The organism is Pseudomonas sp. G11, from assembly GCF_029457515.1.
Classification (GTDB): Bacteria; Pseudomonadota; Gammaproteobacteria; order Pseudomonadales; family Pseudomonadaceae; genus Aquipseudomonas; species Aquipseudomonas gorinensis.
Map to the genome: position 1 here is coordinate 5,315,408 of NZ_CP120377.1, position 17,072 is coordinate 5,332,479.

Consider the following 17,072-nt stretch of genomic DNA (forward strand, 5'->3'; position numbering starts at 1 on the left):
CTACTTCGCCGTAATCACTGATAACTTGCTGATCCCCGCCGGTCAATAGACGCCATGGCCCGAGCCACCTCGCCATAATTCACCCCGTTGTCCGCCTGCAGCTGCACGCGGACGTCAGATTTTTTCGCCTTGGCGGCTTTAAGGTTCAACTCCAGCAAATCTGCTGGATCTCGTCCTTATTGATGAAGACCTTGCCCTTGTCATCAATGCTCACCACCAACGGTCTTTCTGCTCCACTGGTACCGACTCGGTCTTGGGCAGGTTGACGGAGATGGCGTTTGTCAGCAGCGACGCGGTGACGATGAACACCACCAGCAGCAGCAATATGACATCCCCCAAGGGCGTGACGTTGATCTCGCTGAGCACTTCATCGCTGTCTCGTGCCGAGAAGGCCATGTCAGGACGCCTCCCTGACGTGTTACACGGCGACGGTCGCGCCAGGCTTGTTCAGCCCCCGGGTGCAACAACACGCGGAAGGCATCTTTCTGCGCCAGGCTGTAGAAGTCGTAGGCGAAATCGACCAAGTCTGCGGCAGTCAGCTTCAAATCGGCGCAGGAAATCTGGCTTAAAATAGACTCTGCTATAGACCCGATTTAGCGTTTTACCTTCCAGGCCGATTACTGTCGCTCGATATCAACAGGTACGCGCTTCCCTCGTCCGCCCTTTTGTTTCCGCCCCTTCCGCTGCTACGCTCTTGAGTCCTCGATTGGAGCCAAAACAATGCCCAGCGAATATTCACTTTCTGATGTTCTTGAGCGGCTGTACCAAAATCAGCTCGCCTTGGAGGCCGCGGTGATGGAGCTGACCTTGAAGGTAGAAGACCAAGGTGCAACGGAGATTGGTGCTAACGTCCGAGGTGCACTTCACACCATCGGAGAGAACGCCGGACACATCAAGCAGGGCTTGGCTAAGCTGAGAACCCAAGGTCACTGATTTAACCGCCCATGCGATGGCGAGCTTGGCGATTTTTCGCGCAAAGGACAAAGACTGACATGACGGATGTGCAGATTTCCCGCGCGCTGCGCGGCGACATCGTGAAGATAGGGATCCTCTCAGCCTCGCGTTATGAAAAGGTGGCGCACCTTGATAATCCTGCCCGAAGCGACCTTATGCTTGGGCTTGGCCATCCGAATAACCGTGTGCGGACCATCGGCCGTTGTTTCAACGAGCATGCCATCTCTGATTTCCATCACGCTGAGTCCGGCCGCCAGCGTATTGATATAAGCAGCTTTGATCGCGCCTTTCACCATGGCTGGAATTTTTTCTTCCAGCCGGCTCACCAGTTCATCATTCATCGGTTGGTTGGCGATCATAACGAGCTCCGCGTAAGGCCAGCACGGAGCCAGCCATCGTTGTTGCTGCGCTCCGTGGCAAGCCCCCCTTCCTTGGGAGGTAGGCGAGACGTGTCTGGCCGTCGACACCACGTAAAACTTGTACGGAAATCACCATTAATGCCCCCCATAAAAACTCGCCGTCTTCGGCAAGATCTAATGACTGGTGGCAACTCCAGCCTCAGAGAGAGGATCCCAGGGGCCACTGTTCGGCCATTTTGACTCAGCTTTTTCCCGGGATGATAACGACCCCAATCCGCTCTGCCAGATTGAGCACCGTGTCGAACACAGTCGAATCGCCGGACAAGCTGCGCGACGCCCCCTGCGGGTGGAGTGCGCCGTCAGGAATACGGTCACCGAAGAGCACCACCGCACGCGCCGAATCATCCTGTCGCGACACCCAAGTCAGCCCTTGGGCATCTGGACACTGACGGTGGATTGCCTCGGCCCATTTGCGCGTCGCAGGATATTGATCTTTCTCAGTGTCGATCAATTGTTTGCGCGTGATGCCCAGTTTCCGCAGGGGCACGCTGGACAGATCAACCAGGCGCAGCGGTTGGCTAACCTGGACGGCAGAATGCACCTGTCCAGTTAGCTTGCCTTTGTCGAAGCTCTTAAACCCAGCCGTATGGGGAACGTCGTGGAAGACGGTCTCCATCAAGGCGCAATCGACTGTCGTGCCGCCATACAAGGTGGGAATCGCCCGCCCCTGATTATCCTGGATCGGGCTGAAGCGTGCGTTGCCGTGCACACCAGGATTGAATTGATCAGGCTGATACTTATCCTGGTGCACACGGTGAAACACATCGCCTTTGGCGATCACGGTGAAAGTGACGTGCAACGTAGCCGCAGGCACTGGGGTAACGGACGCCGCCAAATCCGTGGGAGGCGTCGCCCTACCCTCACTGGACTCGGTACGCTGCTTAGCCATGGACAATACCTTGGATTTCATCCAGTGCTGCAGCAATCACCCGATCAGGCGCCGATGCCAACAAGTCCTGAGGTCTTTTGCCTCCCAGAAAACTATTATCGGAGCGAAACCAGTAAGCCATCCCCCAGCCGTCCTTGTGGCCAGCGAAAGCCTCAATGATTTTGGCCAGCGCCTTGAACGGCCGATAGCCCGCGTCCGGGTCCAAGCCGTAGCCAGGGAAATAATCGACCCCACCGTGACTGATGGCAAAGATCTGCCCCTGCTTTTTCCATTTGTTGGGCTGGGCACTCGGGTTTCGTGTACTCAACTGTGCCACTTGGGCGATGTCTGCGGCGGTCAGCCAGTCACCGCTTTCCAACACCGCTTTGCGGGCCTGTACCAGCATTGCCGCTTCCTTGAGCAAGCGAGGCGAAGGCGGCTTACGCGTCACAAACACCTCGGCCAGTCGCTCTAGCGACTTCGGGTCCTGACGCTCCTGCAGCACCTCGTACATCGAAGAAGCCACATTGGCGAAGTTTTCCGCCAACACCTCAAATACGCTGAGGTTGACCTGATCGAAGGACACGACCAGCACTCGGTCCGCATGCGAGCGGCTCAAGCTGGCCCGAGCCTCCTTAGGCGTACCGATCAAGGTGGAGACGCCCGACTGCTCTGTAACGCTCATGGAAATCTCCTCTCCAGTTATCTACGTTATCTAATTCTAGCATAGTCGTGATAACCCTAGCTCTAGCCTAAGCTCCATTCATCTGGATGCATAGGTAAGTTTGAGTGGAGTACGCCATGCCGTCGATCAGCGCATGGCGCTGGGGTGAGAAGCCTAAGGACACGATCTTGGCATTCAGGTGCTGCGAGCGGACTCGTTCAAGACATGCGTTGGAAACCGCAAGAAGTCGCGTAGCATAGTGGCGCTGTGAGCAGACTACGATCTCAATTTAATTACAGTTCGGTCACCGTCGTCGGTGATATCGATAATTCGTCGAGCATGCGCCGGGGCGAGTTGGGCTCTGCTCCTCCATGAATCACGGCGTCGGTGGCGGTAGGCACTGAGCAGCCGTCGACTGAATTCTCGAGGAGGACTGACAGCTGCCGGCCAGAAGTGGCAAGGCGGTCACGTAGACGAGCCTGATTCGTTGTGCATCGCTCAGTTCCTTAATGGGTCTGTTCGTTGGCCGACAGACGCTGCTCCAGTTCCAGGCGCCTTCCAGCTCGGGGCCCGCCGCTCCACATGGCCTAAGTAATCTACAGGGCTACATTGAGGAATTTTAGGCATCAAGCCTTGCGATAAATACCCAGTCGAGCCGTAGATGGAAGGGGTAACAGCTTCGTCGACGTGAGAGTCATTGCCCTCCCTACACCGAACGCTAGCGCTGTACTCATCGACTCCCCCGGCCGCTCCTTGTAGTACTCCTCAAAAAGCATCGAACCTTCTCCGTCGTAGGCACCAACAAACAATTGAACCGCCCCGGTGCGGGAAGTCCGCACCTGCACATCAATCTGCCCACCGTCTGAGAGCAAGCCATCGTGACAACGATTGTGAAGCTCGCTATCGGACCATTCCCAAAACACTCGCCTTCGTTGTTTTAAATACATCTGTCGTGGCCTTGGGGATTATTTGTATCTTTTACTCCTTATTTTATTAGGAAAGTAAGGAAATCGAACTTTTTATTGAACTATAATCGCACTGCACGGTATTAGCGCGCCCGCACCTCTTCTTACCTGCCTGCCGGTGAACCGCGGGCGAGAAATTCTTATGCCCGATAAAAATCTGCTGCGCGATGCTGCGATTGGCACCAAGTTCGGCCTTAGAGAGCGAATTCAAGGGGCGCTGCTCGGTCATTTTGGCTCAGTTTTTCCCGCGATGATGACGACCGATCAGGTCCGCCAAATCTAGCACCGTGTCGAACACAGCCGAATCCTCAGTCAAGCTGCGTGACGCCCCCCTGCGGATGGAACGCACCCTCAGAAATCCGGTCACCGAAAAGCACCACCGCACGTGCCGAGTCATCTTGTCCCGACACCCACGACAGCCATTGCACATCAGGGTATTGACGGAGGGTCGCCTCTGCCCATTTGCGCGACGCGGGGCATTGATCTTTCTCAGTGTCGATCAATTGCTTGCTGGTGACGCCCAACCTACGCAGGGGCACGCTGGACAAATCAACCAGGTGTAGTGGCTGGCTAACCTGGACGGCAGAATGCACCTGTCCGACCCTTCACTCATCCCGAGGCATAAATAGGGTTAAGAGGCACGCCTTCGGATGATGCCGCGCCCCTCCCTCAAGGACCGAGGATTTGCAACACATCAACGCTAAAACGATGCTCAGGAGGCGCTTTGCAGGTCAACAGCTTGGCATTGCGCTCAAGGCGTCGCTGATCGCGGGGATCGATACCCTTCGCGATCAGCGCCCTGGCGATATCACGCAGAACGCGAGCATCGCGTAGACCTATTTCAGGATAAGTACCGAGCGAAATACGAGGCTGTTTGCCCGCCCAAGAAAAACGGAAGTGCCAGCTCTTGGTGCCCTTCGTATTCACGAAAAGCGCAAGGCCGTCAAAGTCAGAAAGGGTGTAGTTTTTTGCGCTAGGTTTGGCGTGCCGGACCGCCGTATCGGTAAGAACCATTGTACTAACTCCACTCATATGAATGAAGGAGTGTTGTACAGCCATCAGAGTGCCAAGCAGCTCTAAAAACTGATTTACCAAGCGTCGAATTGATGTACTAAAAAATGTACTAAAAAATCGCGGATGCCAATGTAACAGAATAGACTTTACTGGAACTAAAAAAGAGACCTAAGCCTCTTTTTTTGATCTCTACATACTTCAATGGAAGTCTATAGCAAAATAATTGGAGCGGGAAACGAGACTCGTATCTGGCGTCCGACCCATTGAAATATAAGGGGTTTCTTTTCTTGCCGGAGCAGGAAAAGACTTAATTTTGGACTTGTTTTTAAAGTACTTCAACGGTCAAAAAGGGGTTTATTCCAAGCTGCGCTACTGGATTACATCCGTAGCCAATTGGACGAACGCGCGCCGCCGTTACGAACGGTGAGCCTACCAGAACGGTAAATAACATGATGCAACGCCTGACCGCGCCCAACCTCAATACATTCCCAAAACCAGTGGGCGCGGCTCGTGTTCGATGAGTACACAGAACTTTATGGCGCTGCGCTGGCTCAACGATTGAGGAATTGAGCGGCTAGGGTGATGATGAAACTCGGAACCCACCGAACCAAACAAGAACCTGCTGCTCCATCCGCGCCTTCTGCCACCCCCGGCACGAAACGCAACCCGTTCGGCCTAGCCTAGGCCTAGAACTGTGCTCTCCTGTTTTCGAAGGCTGACGAGGCCCACATCAAGCGGTACAGCTGCATTTTGCTCGGGAACTCTTGATAGTAAACCATGCCAACGCAGGTCAAGGCCGGTTGCATGATATACAAGTCGCGATCACACAAGTCCGGCTTTTGTTCGGCAAGACGGTCTAACGTCAATTACTCAAAGCCGATCTGGCGATTGCAGACTTGACGTCGATAATAAGTCTAGGAAGAACAAAACACTCAGCGCGATTGGTCGATCCGGGTGAGCCCTGCCAATTTTATTTACAACGAGAGTTGCCGTAGTAATGTAAAGGCCTGCTTCATTTGGTCTTCACTGACGACAAACGCCCGCAGCTGCCCTGCCATGTCCAGCCCTTTGGCTACCAGCCCCTGTGCCTCAAGGTTGATCTGCCATTGCAAGTCCTTCCGGTTGGTTTCTCCGGCCAGGTGCAGCGGCATTTCCGGGGTCTTGATCTTCACCAGCATCGCCGGGAACTTCACTTGCTCATCGCCACCCAGCACATTACTCGCCAGGGTCATGGCGCTTAACTGAATGGGTTGTAGAAACGGCAGCAGCTTGCCCTGGATTTGCGCGCAATCGCCAACGGCAAATATGTGTGGGTCAGAGGTGCACATGCGTTCATCAACTTCAATGCCACGATCAACCCGTAGGCCAGCCTGCGCCGCTAACGTCGTATCAGGTTTCAATCCGATTGAGGCAATGATCACATCGGTGGTGATTTGCCGGCCATTGGACAAAGTCGCCAACAGGCTATCGTCTCTCTTTTCAATGGATTCCAAAGCCTGGTTGAACACCATTTCCACCCCCATCTGGCATAACCGATGCTGCAAGCGGCTACTCACCTCAACAGGCAGCAACGATGCCAGCAGGCTGCAGGACTTATCCATCAGTACCACTTGCTTTCCGGCACGATTGACATCCATTGCCAGTTCACTGCCAATCAAGCCGGCTCCCAGAATCAGTACGCGCTCTGCCGCTCTCAGAGCGTGTTGTGCATGACGGTATTCTTGCTGACTATTCAAAGTCACCATCCACTCCCGTCCGGGAATTGGCGGAACGATGGCTTGCGCACCCGTGGCAAGAATCAGTTTGTCGTAGCTGAACGCCTCACTGCCGGCGCTGACACGCTTGTTTTCACGATCAATTGCAGTCAGCTGGCAACCAGCATTCAGGGTTAACCGATACATCTCGGCAAACTCCGCCGCAGACTGACGAGTCATGTCGTCCGCTGTCTGATTGAGACTGATGACGTGACTCAGGTCGGGCTTGTTGTACTCATCGCAACTGTCTGCAGCAATCAGCCGAATGGGCACCGCTGCATCGAGCCTGCGCAAGTTCTTGACCACCTGACGAGCAGCGAAGCCGGAGCCCACAATGACGATTTCCTTGTTCATTTCGCCTCCGAAGCAAGCTCATCGAATACCGATTTACCCAGTGAACATTCCGGGCACAGGAAGTAATCAGGCACATCACACCAGGCCGTATCGGCCTGCACATCCTGCATTGGTTCCCCGATCGCCGGGTCGTAAATCCATTGGCAGACACTGCACTGCATGCGCGGGCCGTTGTCCGCGATTGGTTCTGCCTGGGCAGTTGTGGCTGCGGCAGATCGTGCGACTTGTGCTTGCGTCGATGGTTGCAGCGCCCATTGCCGAGCGATTTCACGGCCATGAGCTCGGCAAACCTCAAGCGAGTCACCGTCTGGCCGCCACTTGGCTTTGAGCGTCAATGTGGTTTCAAAACCAGCGTCCATCAAGCGTGTCTGAATGCGGTCTACCGCCCCACCATTCCAGCCGTAACTGCCAAACGCCGAAGCCTTTTTGTTACGAAAACGCAGCCCGGTTATTTCCTCCAGCAGGGCGGCGACTTTCGGCATCATGACGTTGTTCATGGTGGACGAGCCCACCAGAACACCTTTTGAGCGGAACACGTTGGTCAGAATCTCATTCTTGTCGTGGCGCGAGACGTTGAAAATCTTCACCGCCACACCCGGATCAACTTCGTGAATGCCTTGTGCGATGGCATCGGCCATCATGCGGGTGTTATTCGACATGGTGTCGTAGAACAATGTGATGCGGTCCTCCTGATAGTCCGCCGCCCATTCCAGATAGCGGTGCACAATCTGCGTCGGATTATCACGCCACACCACGCCATGAGCGGTGGCAATCATATCGACCGGCAGATTGAAACCGAGGATCTCGGTAATCTTAGGAATGACCAGACGACTGAATGGCGTGAGGATATTGGCGTAGTAACGTTGGCACTGATCGAACAGTTCGTTTTGATCCACTTCATCATTAAACAGGTGTTCGTCGCAGTAATGTTGGCCAAAGGCGTCGTTACTGAACAGTACGGCATCGCCGGTTATGTACGTCATCATGCTGTCTGGCCAATGCAGCATCGGAGTTTCCACGAAAACCAGCTGTTTGCCATTGCCGACATTTAGGGTATCGCCGGTATGTACGACGTGGAAATCCCACTCTGGATGATGGTGATGACCGTTGATCGAGTCCACGCCATTGGCGGTGCAATAGATCGGCGTATTCGGGATCAGCGACATCAGTTCTGTCAGCGCCCCTGCATGGTCCTCTTCGGCATGATTGATGACGATATAGTCCAGCGTGTTCAGGTCGATTTCCATCGCCAGGTTCTGTATGAACTCCCGGCTGAACCTGTGATCAACCGTATCAATCAGCACGGTCTTTTCTTCACGGATCAGATAGCTGTTGTAACTGCTACCTTTGTGGCATTTGTATTCTGTGCCATGAAAGTCCCGCACTTCCCAATCGCGCTGACCGACCCAATGGATGTTGTTCTTGACGAGAATTGACATAACCTACCTCGGTAAAAAATGATTTCTACACCGAAGATGGCAATGTTCGTGCCAGATAATAAGACATTGATTTTAAACGACAAATAAAAAAATATTGTCAATATGACATTACCCGTTTACTGTCTTTATGACTAATCATTGTCAAAGTGACAAAACATGAGTCTGTCCGTTGAATCCTTGGCGCGCATCGCTATTCAGTTGCAAAGCGGCATTTCCCATCAGGATCGCTTTCAACGTCTAATCAATACCTTGCGCCAATTGCTGGGTTGCGACGCTTCTGCCTTGTTGCGTTATGAACAGCGACAGTTCCGTCCGCTGGCGATTGACGGCCTGGCACCGGATGTTCTGGGGCGTCGCTTCAGCCTTGATGCACATCCGCGACTGGAAGCCATCGCTCGCGCCGGTGACGTGGTGCGCTTTCCGGCAGAGAGTCATTTGCCTGATCCCTATGACGGACTGATACCGAACCGGCAGGACCTCAAAGTGCATGCCTGCATCGGATTGCCGTTGTTCGCGGACCAGACACTGATTGGTGCGTTGACGATCGATGGCATGGACCCGGCACAGTTTGATCACTTCAGCGACGAAGAGCTGCGACTTGTGGGAGCCCTCGCTTCTGCTGCCTTGGCCAATGCATTGCTGGTGGAGCAACTGGAAAGTCAGACAATTACGCCTCTCTCCATCAGCAATATCCCGGCGGGCAAACCCGGCACCGAAATGGTCGGGCTCAGCGAAGTCATGCGACAGTTGAAGAGAGAGATCGAAATGGTGGCAGGTTCCGACCTGAACGTCTTGATCACTGGAGAAACCGGAGTCGGCAAAGAACTGGTCGCCAAGGCCATACATGAAGGTTCATCGCGCGCCGGTCAGTCTGTGGTTTATCTGAACTGCGCTGCGCTACCGGAATCAGTGGCTGAAAGTGAGTTGTTCGGCCATGTCAAAGGGGCTTTTACCGGTGCAATCCATCATCGCACCGGCAAGTTCGAAATGGCTGATAACGGCACACTGTTTCTCGACGAAATCGGTGAACTGTCATTGAATCTGCAAGCAAAACTGTTGCGGGTACTGCAATACGGCGACCTGCAACGGGTTGGTGACGATAACGTCTTGCGGGTCAACGTACGGGTGCTTGCCGCGACCAATCGTGATCTGAAGCAGGAGGTGTTGAACAATCGGTTCCGTGCAGACCTGTTCCACCGTTTAAGCGTATTCCCTGTGCATGTACCACCACTGCGTGAGCGTGATCAGGACATCACGTTGCTAGCGGGTTTTTTCTGCGAGCAGAGCCGGGAACGCATGGGATTGAAACGGGTGGCTTTGGCTGCCAACTGTCTGTCGTTGCTCAAGCAGTACACGTGGCCAGGAAACGTTCGCGAACTGGAGCACGCTGTTTATCGGGCGACGATCATTGCTCGCGCGACCCAGCAAAGTGACGAGCTGCTGCTTGAAGCACAGCATTTCAATCAAGTACCCGAGCAGATGGTAGCGCCGCCTGTTGCTCTGGATGTATCTTTCCTCGGCGTTGAACAGGGCCTGCGGGATGCGACGGATGACTTCCAGCGTCAGCTGATTGATAACACGCTGAATAATTGCGCAAGGAAATGGTCTGCCTGTGCTCGAATGCTGGATATGGACGTAGCTAACCTGCACCGACTGGCGAAGCGGCTTGGTTTGAAATAACACTCACGGCCGATCAGGGCTCAATTCAACCAGAACCAAGCATTGATCGACTGGCCGATTGCAGTCAGTCAAGGCCGTCGGTCCCGCCGCCAAGCCATCCAGCATTAAAGGACTGTCTGGAGATCATGGGATCTCGGGGGGCAGGCAGGCTCCCAAAGCTTGGGAAGACGGTTTTTGAATCCGCAGGGGTAGAGAAGAAAACCCGCTAGCAGGGAAAAACGCGTTCACTGGTTCCTTATCCATCGCTAGTGCAATCCGACTGGTGCGGCCCAGCAGCTCTTCCATCACGATCCGTAGTTCCAGTCTTGCAAGCGGTGCACCGGGGCAGACATGAATGCCGGCACCATAGAGCAGGTTCAGCTCGGGATCGCGATCGAGGCGCATTTCATCGGGATCTCCAAAAACCGCTTCGTCCCGATTGGCCGACGCCCAGTTGAGGGCGATACGCGCCCCCTTTGCCTGCGTGCGCCCGCCCAGCATGACCTGTTTCGTAGTCACCCGACGGTTCATAATCAGCGGTGCATGAATACGCAGTATTTCATCGATGGCGGCAGGTAGCAGAGCGGGTTGTTCGCGTAATTGCTGCTGCCATTCGGAGTTGATGGCCAAATAATGCGCGAGAATGCCGACTGAAGCGGAAATGGTTCCGAGTTCGCCGACCGTCCAGTTGCGTAAAATGCTGACGATTTCATCGTCTGTCAGAGTCCTTCCCAAGGACTGATCGCGTAGCAAGATGGTCGTGATGTCATTCGGCGCAGCAGCGCCGGCCGTACGGCGCACCTCCAGCAAATCCTTGATATAACCGTCAAACTCGAGGGCCACGGCGGCCAGGTCAGCGTCGTCTCTGGCCAGCGTGGCCGCGTGATTCTTCAGTGTCCACAGGCGCAGCGGTTCATGAAGATCAGCCGGCCAGCCCAGCCAGGCACACTGGATCCGCAACGCAAAGATTTGAGCAAATTCCCCTATCAGTTCCGAAGGGCCTTCATCCGGTAACGCCCGCACCAAACGAACAGCTATATCCCGGCACACCGGGGCAAAAGCATCCATATGCTCCGGGCTGAAATAAGGCTCGATGAGGTTCCGGTACACCGTATGCTCGGGCGGATCCATGCCATTGGGAACAGAGGGAAAACGCGAGACCGCATTACTGAAGGATTCATGATCCTTAAGTACGCGCAGCACATCCTCATGCCTGAACAAGGACGTATAGCCATATTGACTGTATGCGACCGGGCAACGGCGGCGCATGTCGTCGTAGGCTGTCGTCTGATCCTTTAACACAGCTTCTGACCTCGGATCCCAATCAGGTAGTGATTTCTCGTCCATCGTTTACTCCATAAACCCGTCCAAGTGAATCTGGAAAAGGTAGCAAGGTTAGTCGAGCTAGCCGCACTCGGTCGGGACATGTCCGAAAAGCCCGCTAGACTGAAACCATGCACGACGTCCATTACGTCGGCATCATCCGGGTGAAGTCTGCACGGGCTTGTAGGGAAAATCGGGTCACTAGCTGGCCAGGGAGACGTGATGAGTAAGCTTCAGCACAGGTTAAACTCGCAGGGTAGCACTGCGTTGTGGGTGGTGTTCTGGCTCTACGGCGTAGTGCTCAGCAATGTACTATTTGGCCTGATCCTGGTCGCCTTCAACAAGGTTGCCCCCTCCCTGTTTGGTCTGATGCTGCTGGGTTTCGTGGCCTACGCCGCTTGCATGCTCAATGCTGTATGGCGCAATGCGGATAATGTCCGTGACCCCATCTGGGGTCAGATCGCTCGTTTCCTCACAGTGGCGTGGTCGATCAACGCGGTATTGGTTTCGGGTTTTCTCTTCCTAGGTCATCTTAATGCCATTGCCTACCCCCTGCTGCTCCCTTTTTAACCCCAAATGACCAGGGCCCTCAATCCTACGGGAGGAATAGGGTGGCAGGTGGGTGGTGATACGATTGACTCCGAGCTCCTCATCGTCAGAACATCAATCATTTCAGCAAAGCCATACCTCAATGATGTTTTCTTTCTTTCGAGAAGCTATTTTAATTCAATCACCGCGGATATAGTGCCGAGCGTACACAGGGCTTTGCTGACGTCCAGCATACCCTCCACGCCCTATTTTAATTCAATATATTTTAGCGACTTACACAACACAACTTAAAGGAAGAGCCATGAAGATAAATAATCAGCGCTCAACCCCGGGAGTTGCGAACACGACACACTTAGCAAGCATCAGTTAATTATCCACGGGCGGCAATTAACCACACGGGACCGGCCAACGACCACCCTTCGGTCGGCCTTGACCCCTTTGTATTTGGCATCGAAGGCATGAAGCTTTTCCACGGGAATGCCGATCAGCAAAATCGGCTCATGGTGCTCCAGCACGTAGGCATCCTGGATGACGCCGTGGGTATCGAGGATGACCTGCATGTTGATCGGTTGCCCGAGTAAGCCGGAATATCTACCACGTTCTGACTCTGAAACACGTAACCGAGCACCTCTTTGCCGGTGCGCATGGTGCGAACCTTAAACTCGCCGTCAGGCTCGGAAAGTCCATCGCTACCGGGAAATATGGTTTCTACACGCTGCTGCTCGAACCCGCCATAGTCCTTCGCCTGTAATCCGAAAAAACCATCGAACACCAAGCACAACAAAATAATCAGCCCATAGTGAAATGGCCGCCGGACACCGGGCATTGGGAGTTTGGAAGCACGCATGGGTTCGCTGAGCGATCGACCTCTGAAAAAACACCCGTCGAGTAACGGTTATGCTCAATCGCTCTTAACTGAATTATGTGATCAACACTCCCCCTTACTCACGAAAATAGCAATCATATTCTATAAACGGGTCAAGCCAATTATCAGCACCCGTGGTTCAATATTTATTTAAGAGATTATCCAGTAGATAAATAGTCATCTTCCAACAGGTCGATATATTTTTCGTCATTGCACGAAAACCTCTCCTGACAGGTATTCATGCCTGATTTTATCGCCTTTCGTCTAAAATACAGATTTGAATAAATTATTTATTGACCATGACCGAAATTTCCGCGCCAACCCCCCGATGTTCATTGTCATAGTTAGCACTTTTGGTATTGTTGGACCGAGGCAATATTCAAGTTGCAGCAACTTACATATCCGAACCGCGCCCACACTAATGGACTCTGGATCAGATAACGTTTTCATAACTATGGCGACCATGCATCGTCCGAAGAATTTGAACAGGCTTTTTTGCGTTTGCAAGAACTCAGTCAGGACCAGCGATGCGATCCTATGTGGGAGGCCGTCTGGTGGCGTTGTCATCGCAGAATCGTAGCGGACTACCCTCTCTTTGATTACTAGCTTTTTCCAAGGCAAGAGCTCGGCTTTGAAGGCAGACTGATTCGGCACCCGACAACTCTGGAATCTCGGTAGCCGCCATGATTGCAGTTCTACTGCTGCTCCCTTGTTGCCCGCGCCGATGCGTCGCACCTTCTCAGGAGGTGGATTGTCTATTAGCGGCGCTTCACCGTCTGTCCCGTAAGCTGGCGCCGAATAAGCCACCAGTCGAGAAGTCATATTGACTATTGTTTTGTCATTATGACCCTTTCCGGACTAGGTCGTAATGACCATTCAAATACTTAACTAATTGATATTGTTGAATAAAATTCTTGGCCCGTTTTGTGTATTGAGTATTGAACTTAACGCAAACCCCAAAGGGACAATGTCATGACTCGTTCAATCGCGCTCAGTTTTACCCTGTGTACTCTACTGTCTCCGCTATGCCTGGCAGACCAGATAATCCGTGAAGTCCCCGACACAACTGCCGGCAAGGGTTTCGGCGCCTTGACCGGAATGATGGTTGGCGCGGTAGGGGGGCCGATTGGTGCATTAGTCGGCGCAGCTGGCGGTTTTTTCGCAGGCAGTGCGGTGCAAACAGGGATTGGTAAATCTGAAACCGCTTATCAAGTAAAAAACACACAAGGTGAGACTAGTACAGTGCGCTCACCCAATGCCAGATTTGAAGTCGGGCAGCAGGTCACGCGTAAAGGTGCGCGACTGGTGGCAGTTGAGGAGTAAGAAGCCGGAACAGTTTCATGCGACTAATAGCCCCCCCTTTTTAGGCCCGCTTGTGGGCCTTTTTAAGTCGTTTTTGATATCTATCATTAACGATTCGATGTTTGATCAGATTCCTAAATGGATTCCCACCGTTCGGACTTTTTCGAGCTGCGCCGCCCTTGATTACTCGATCGACTCTATCTAGATCGGAAATTTGAATCCCGGATCATGAAAAGAGACGAAATACCGATCTCAAAATATCATGAAGCCATCGAGCTTACGGTTGACCATGACTGAATGCCATGCGCCTCCGCCCTCAATAGAGATATGCTGATCATTTGCTTCACCTGATTATTTCAATTTCTTCTATGTATCCGTCACTACGACTTGTTAAAATTTCATAGAATTTCTTGACAGCCATGCAAAGCCTACTACCCTCAAGATCATTCATTCTCACAACTTGAACCACCACACTCAAATATGCAGCGCTTGGTATCGTTAATAATACCCAACCGGCAGAGCGCTTTTCCAAGAACTTTCCAACTGCACTTTCTACTCGGGATGCAGCCGTGCAAAAAGCTTTGAAGATAGTCAGCTATGCCGTGCTCGTGCTGATGGCCAGCGCGGTCGTTTATGCCAGCGTTATCGGCATCACCTATTGGACGGGTATCGGCGTCTAGGGAGTTCGCAATGAACAAACGCCAGACACGCTCGTTCGCGCTGATATCGACGGCCATCGCCGCCATTGTGTTTCTTGGCATGACGGTTGATAGTCACCGGCAGTTTCCAAAATTGACCAACGCTCAACAGATCACGCCAGAAGTCACTCGCGGCAAGGATGTATGGCATGAATACAATTGCATCAATTGCCATACGTTGTTTGGTGAAGGCGCGTATTACGCTCCGGACCTTACGAAAATCACCCAGCAGCGCGGCACCCCCTATCTCACCGCGTTCCTCAAAGACCCCTCAAAGTTTTATGACGAGCAACGTCATCGCCGGTTGATGCCGAACCTAAAACTCAACGACGAAGAAATCGCGGCGTTGATCGCCTTTATGGATTGGGTGAGCAAGGTCGACAATCAAGGCTGGCCGCCGCGGCCGATCCTGGTGACCGGCACGTCGATTCCCGGCATGGACCTCACCGTTGCGCAACAGAATGTCGCCGGTGGCAACCAGCCACCCGCCGCACGCCCGGTGTCCGACAAGGAAGACCCGATCGCCCTGGGCGAGGCGCTGTTTCGAACCACGGCCACACCGGTGTGCAGCGCTTGTCATTCGATTGCACCGGGAGTCAATCTCGCCGGACCGACACTGGCCGGGTTGGCTGCTCGGGCCAAACAGGTCATTGCCTCGCCTGACTACAAGGGCAAGGCCAAGGACGTCGAAGGCTTCATCCGCGAATCCATCGTCACGCCAAGCGCGTACCTGCATCCGGGCGACATGTATTCCGCCAATGGCATGTCTTTCATGCCGGACACCTTCGCCAAATCGCTAACGCCCGAACAGATCGATCAACTGGTCGCCTATCTGGCGTCGTTCCAGTAATCAAAGGGGATGACCATGCGTTACAGATCTCAATCCGTCGCTTACTGGTACTTCGCCGTCGCCATGGCGCTATTCGGTCTGCAACTGGTATTCGGCTTGCTCTCGGCGGCTAAATACCTCGGACCGGATCCCCTGCTGGACGTGTTGCCCTTTGATGTCACCAAGGCGATACACACCAATCTGTTGATCGTCTGGGTGCTGACCGGGTTCATGGGGGCAACCTACTGGATGGTGCCGGACGAGTCCCGTGGCGAGTTGCACAGCACCAAACTGGCGTATATCCAGCTCGGGTTGTGGACGGCCATGGGCGTCACCGCCGTGCTGGGCTATCTGTTCGGTTATGGCACCGGGAACAAATTGCTCGAACAACCGCTGCCGCACAAGATCGTGATCGTGATCTGCATGCTGATGTTTCTCTACAACATCGGCATGACCATCAAGAAAGCCGGGCGCTTCACTGCCACCGAAGGCGTTCTTTTGTTGGGGCTGGCCAGTGCCGCCGTGCTTTATCTGCCGGCGCTGCTGCACTATGAAAACTACGTGGTATCGATCTACTACCGCTGGTGGACGATTCACCTGTGGGTCGAAGGTGTCTGGGAAATGATCCAGGGCGGCTTTCTGGCCTATCTGCTGATCAGACTGTCCGGTGCTGATCGCGAGGTCATGGAGAAGTGGCTGTACGTGATTGTCGGCCTGGTGTTCATTGCCGGTATCCTTGGCACCGCCCACCATTATTACTGGATCGGCGTCCCCCATTACTGGCTTCCATTGGGCGGTTTCTTCAGTGCACTTGAGCCTATGGCGCTGGTCGGTATGGCGATCTACGCTTACAACGCAATGCGCCGCTCCGGCCTCTCTCATCCCAATAAACTGGCCTTGCACTGGACCATGGGCAGCGCCCTGTTCACCATGTTTGGCGCTGGCCTCCTCGGTCTGGCTCATACCTTCCCCGACGTCAACAAATGGACCCATGGCACCCTGATTACCGCAATGCACGGCCATGCGGCCTTCTATGGGGCCTATGCCATGATAGTCCTGGCGATGATCACCTACGCACTTCCAGGCATGACCCGTCGTCCCGTGGAAGAAAGCAGTATCGGTTATTGGGCATTTTGGCTGCAGTTGGGAGGGATGTTCGGCATGACCCTGTCATTTGCCACTGCGGGCATTGCTCAGGTGTACCTGGAACGCATTCTTGGCATGGGCTATCTGGATGTGCAGTTGAAGATTCAGGTGCATTTCCTGATGCTGGTGGCGACGGCGTCGATGTTCAGCCTGGGTGTCGGGCTGTTTATCTTCGATTTTTTCCGCCATGCGCCGCAATTCAATGTCGATGAATCCGATCCGGTTCTGGTGCCTCGTGCGTCGGGCGCAGCGTTGTGATTGATCGTTCAC

At 53.7% G+C, this 17,072-nt stretch carries 14 protein-coding genes and 5 pseudogenes; 8 read left to right on the forward strand and 11 right to left on the reverse strand.

What is annotated here, in order from left to right; genetic code table 11:
- Together P2T68_RS24240 and P2T68_RS24245 are read right to left on the reverse strand one after the other, a co-directional pair.
- Positions 1-396, reverse strand: a pseudogene (locus P2T68_RS24240) (biopolymer transporter ExbD).
- A gap of 44 nt (positions 397-440) precedes the next feature.
- Positions 441-545 (reverse strand): annotated as a pseudogene (locus P2T68_RS24245) (MotA/TolQ/ExbB proton channel family protein); the annotation flags it as partial.
- A 175-nt stretch (positions 546-720) separates the two neighbouring features.
- Here P2T68_RS24245 and P2T68_RS24250 point away from each other — a divergent pair.
- Complete coding sequence (locus P2T68_RS24250) at positions 721-933, forward strand: hypothetical protein (RefSeq protein ID WP_126587311.1); 213 nt, start codon at positions 721-723, stop codon at positions 931-933.
- Positions 934-1,052: 119 nt separating this feature from the next.
- Here P2T68_RS24250 and P2T68_RS24255 read toward each other — a convergent pair whose 3' ends face one another.
- The 4 genes from P2T68_RS24255 to P2T68_RS24270 all read right to left on the reverse strand — a co-directional run bounded on the left by P2T68_RS24255 (position 1,053) and on the right by P2T68_RS24270 (position 3,852).
- Complete coding sequence (locus P2T68_RS24255; protein WP_126587312.1) at positions 1,053-1,313, reverse strand: hypothetical protein; 261 nt, start codon at positions 1,311-1,313, stop codon at positions 1,053-1,055.
- Positions 1,314-1,554: 241 nt separating this feature from the next.
- On the reverse strand, positions 1,555-2,262 hold the full coding sequence (locus P2T68_RS24260; protein WP_126587313.1) for an RES family NAD+ phosphorylase: 708 nt from the start codon (positions 2,260-2,262) through the stop codon (positions 1,555-1,557).
- Complete coding sequence (locus P2T68_RS24265; RefSeq protein ID WP_126587314.1) at positions 2,255-2,926, reverse strand: hypothetical protein; 672 nt, start codon at positions 2,924-2,926, stop codon at positions 2,255-2,257. Before P2T68_RS24265 ends, P2T68_RS24260 begins: the two co-directional genes overlap by 8 nt.
- Positions 2,927-3,531: 605 nt before the next feature.
- A complete protein-coding gene (locus P2T68_RS24270; RefSeq protein ID WP_013692855.1) occupies positions 3,532-3,852 on the reverse strand; it encodes a hypothetical protein in 321 nt (106 codons plus the stop codon).
- Positions 3,853-4,012: 160 nt separating this feature from the next.
- On the opposite strand from P2T68_RS24270, the gene P2T68_RS24275 reads away from it, so the two are divergent.
- Positions 4,013-4,153, forward strand: coding sequence for a hypothetical protein (locus P2T68_RS24275; RefSeq protein WP_185833616.1), 141 nt, complete (start codon positions 4,013-4,015; stop codon positions 4,151-4,153).
- Between the two features lie 440 nt (positions 4,154-4,593).
- On the opposite strand, the pseudogene P2T68_RS24280 reads toward P2T68_RS24275, so the two are convergent.
- The 3 genes and pseudogenes from P2T68_RS24280 to norV form a co-directional block, all read right to left on the reverse strand.
- Positions 4,594-4,884: pseudogene (locus tag P2T68_RS24280) on the reverse strand (Arm DNA-binding domain-containing protein); the annotation flags it as partial.
- Positions 4,885-5,858: 974 nt separating this feature from the next.
- Positions 5,859-6,992 carry an NADH:flavorubredoxin reductase NorW gene (gene norW, locus P2T68_RS24285; protein WP_025214355.1) on the reverse strand — a complete coding sequence of 378 codons (1,134 nt, stop codon included), beginning with the start codon at positions 6,990-6,992 and terminating at the stop codon, positions 5,859-5,861.
- The gene (gene norV / locus P2T68_RS24290) at positions 6,989-8,431 is read right to left on the reverse strand and encodes an anaerobic nitric oxide reductase flavorubredoxin (RefSeq protein ID WP_095021390.1); all 1,443 of its coding nucleotides are present in this window, start codon (positions 8,429-8,431) and stop codon (positions 6,989-6,991) included. The genes norW and norV overlap by 4 nt, the downstream gene beginning before the upstream one ends.
- A 156-nt stretch (positions 8,432-8,587) precedes the next feature.
- On the opposite strand from norV, the gene norR reads away from it, so the two are divergent.
- Positions 8,588-10,111, forward strand: coding sequence for a nitric oxide reductase transcriptional regulator NorR (gene norR / locus P2T68_RS24295; RefSeq protein WP_102617426.1), 1,524 nt, complete (start codon positions 8,588-8,590; stop codon positions 10,109-10,111).
- Between the two features lie 123 nt (positions 10,112-10,234).
- On the opposite strand, the gene P2T68_RS24300 is transcribed toward norR, so the two are convergent.
- On the reverse strand, positions 10,235-11,437 hold the full coding sequence (locus tag P2T68_RS24300) for a cytochrome P450 (RefSeq protein WP_014338858.1): 1,203 nt from the start codon (positions 11,435-11,437) through the stop codon (positions 10,235-10,237).
- A 198-nt stretch (positions 11,438-11,635) separates the two neighbouring features.
- On the opposite strand from P2T68_RS24300, the gene P2T68_RS24305 reads away from it, so the two are divergent.
- Positions 11,636-11,983 (forward strand): hypothetical protein, encoded by a 348-nt coding sequence (locus tag P2T68_RS24305; protein WP_034114482.1) that lies wholly within the window; start codon positions 11,636-11,638, stop codon positions 11,981-11,983.
- A 377-nt stretch (positions 11,984-12,360) separates the two neighbouring features.
- Here P2T68_RS24305 and P2T68_RS24310 read toward each other — a convergent pair.
- A pseudogene (locus P2T68_RS24310) lies at positions 12,361-12,809 on the reverse strand (regulatory protein NosR); the annotation flags it as partial.
- Between the two features lie 474 nt (positions 12,810-13,283).
- On the opposite strand from P2T68_RS24310, the pseudogene P2T68_RS24315 reads away from it, so the two are divergent.
- From P2T68_RS24315 to P2T68_RS24330, 4 genes and pseudogenes are all read left to right on the forward strand, one after another.
- Positions 13,284-13,433 (forward strand): annotated as a pseudogene (locus tag P2T68_RS24315) (DUF488 family protein); the annotation flags it as partial.
- 366 nt (positions 13,434-13,799) lie between these two features.
- Entirely contained in the window at positions 13,800-14,150 is a 351-nt protein-coding gene (locus P2T68_RS24320; protein WP_034114485.1) for a hypothetical protein, read from the forward strand.
- A 669-nt stretch (positions 14,151-14,819) separates the two neighbouring features.
- The gene (locus tag P2T68_RS24325) at positions 14,820-15,677 is read left to right on the forward strand and encodes a cytochrome c (protein ID WP_025214367.1); all 858 of its coding nucleotides are present in this window, start codon (positions 14,820-14,822) and stop codon (positions 15,675-15,677) included.
- Positions 15,678-15,692: 15 nt separating this feature from the next.
- Entirely contained in the window at positions 15,693-17,060 is a 1,368-nt protein-coding gene (locus tag P2T68_RS24330) for a cbb3-type cytochrome c oxidase subunit I (protein ID WP_102617428.1), read from the forward strand.
- Positions 17,061-17,072: the final 12 nt, after the last annotated feature.

What these genes read in the sequence shown, in the direction of transcription:
- P2T68_RS24250 (WP_126587311.1), top strand. Translation starts at nt 721, where the DNA reads ATGCCCAGCGAATATTCACTTTCTGATGTTCTTGAGCGGCTGTACCAA.
- P2T68_RS24255 (WP_126587312.1), bottom strand. Translation starts at nt 1,313, where the DNA reads ATGATCGCCAACCAACCGATGAATGATGAACTGGTGAGCCGGCTGGAA.
- P2T68_RS24260 (WP_126587313.1), bottom strand. Translation starts at nt 2,262, where the DNA reads ATGGCTAAGCAGCGTACCGAGTCCAGTGAGGGTAGGGCGACGCCTCCC.
- P2T68_RS24265 (WP_126587314.1), bottom strand. Translation starts at nt 2,926, where the DNA reads ATGAGCGTTACAGAGCAGTCGGGCGTCTCCACCTTGATCGGTACGCCT.
- P2T68_RS24270 (WP_013692855.1), bottom strand. Translation starts at nt 3,852, where the DNA reads ATGTATTTAAAACAACGAAGGCGAGTGTTTTGGGAATGGTCCGATAGC.
- P2T68_RS24275 (WP_185833616.1), top strand. Translation starts at nt 4,013, where the DNA reads ATGCCCGATAAAAATCTGCTGCGCGATGCTGCGATTGGCACCAAGTTC.
- norW (WP_025214355.1), bottom strand. Translation starts at nt 6,992, where the DNA reads ATGAACAAGGAAATCGTCATTGTGGGCTCCGGCTTCGCTGCTCGTCAG.
- norV (WP_095021390.1), bottom strand. Translation starts at nt 8,431, where the DNA reads ATGTCAATTCTCGTCAAGAACAACATCCATTGGGTCGGTCAGCGCGAT.
- norR (WP_102617426.1), top strand. Translation starts at nt 8,588, where the DNA reads ATGAGTCTGTCCGTTGAATCCTTGGCGCGCATCGCTATTCAGTTGCAA.
- P2T68_RS24300 (WP_014338858.1), bottom strand. Translation starts at nt 11,437, where the DNA reads ATGGACGAGAAATCACTACCTGATTGGGATCCGAGGTCAGAAGCTGTG.
- P2T68_RS24305 (WP_034114482.1), top strand. Translation starts at nt 11,636, where the DNA reads ATGAGTAAGCTTCAGCACAGGTTAAACTCGCAGGGTAGCACTGCGTTG.
- P2T68_RS24320 (WP_034114485.1), top strand. Translation starts at nt 13,800, where the DNA reads ATGACTCGTTCAATCGCGCTCAGTTTTACCCTGTGTACTCTACTGTCT.
- P2T68_RS24325 (WP_025214367.1), top strand. Translation starts at nt 14,820, where the DNA reads ATGAACAAACGCCAGACACGCTCGTTCGCGCTGATATCGACGGCCATC.
- P2T68_RS24330 (WP_102617428.1), top strand. Translation starts at nt 15,693, where the DNA reads ATGCGTTACAGATCTCAATCCGTCGCTTACTGGTACTTCGCCGTCGCC.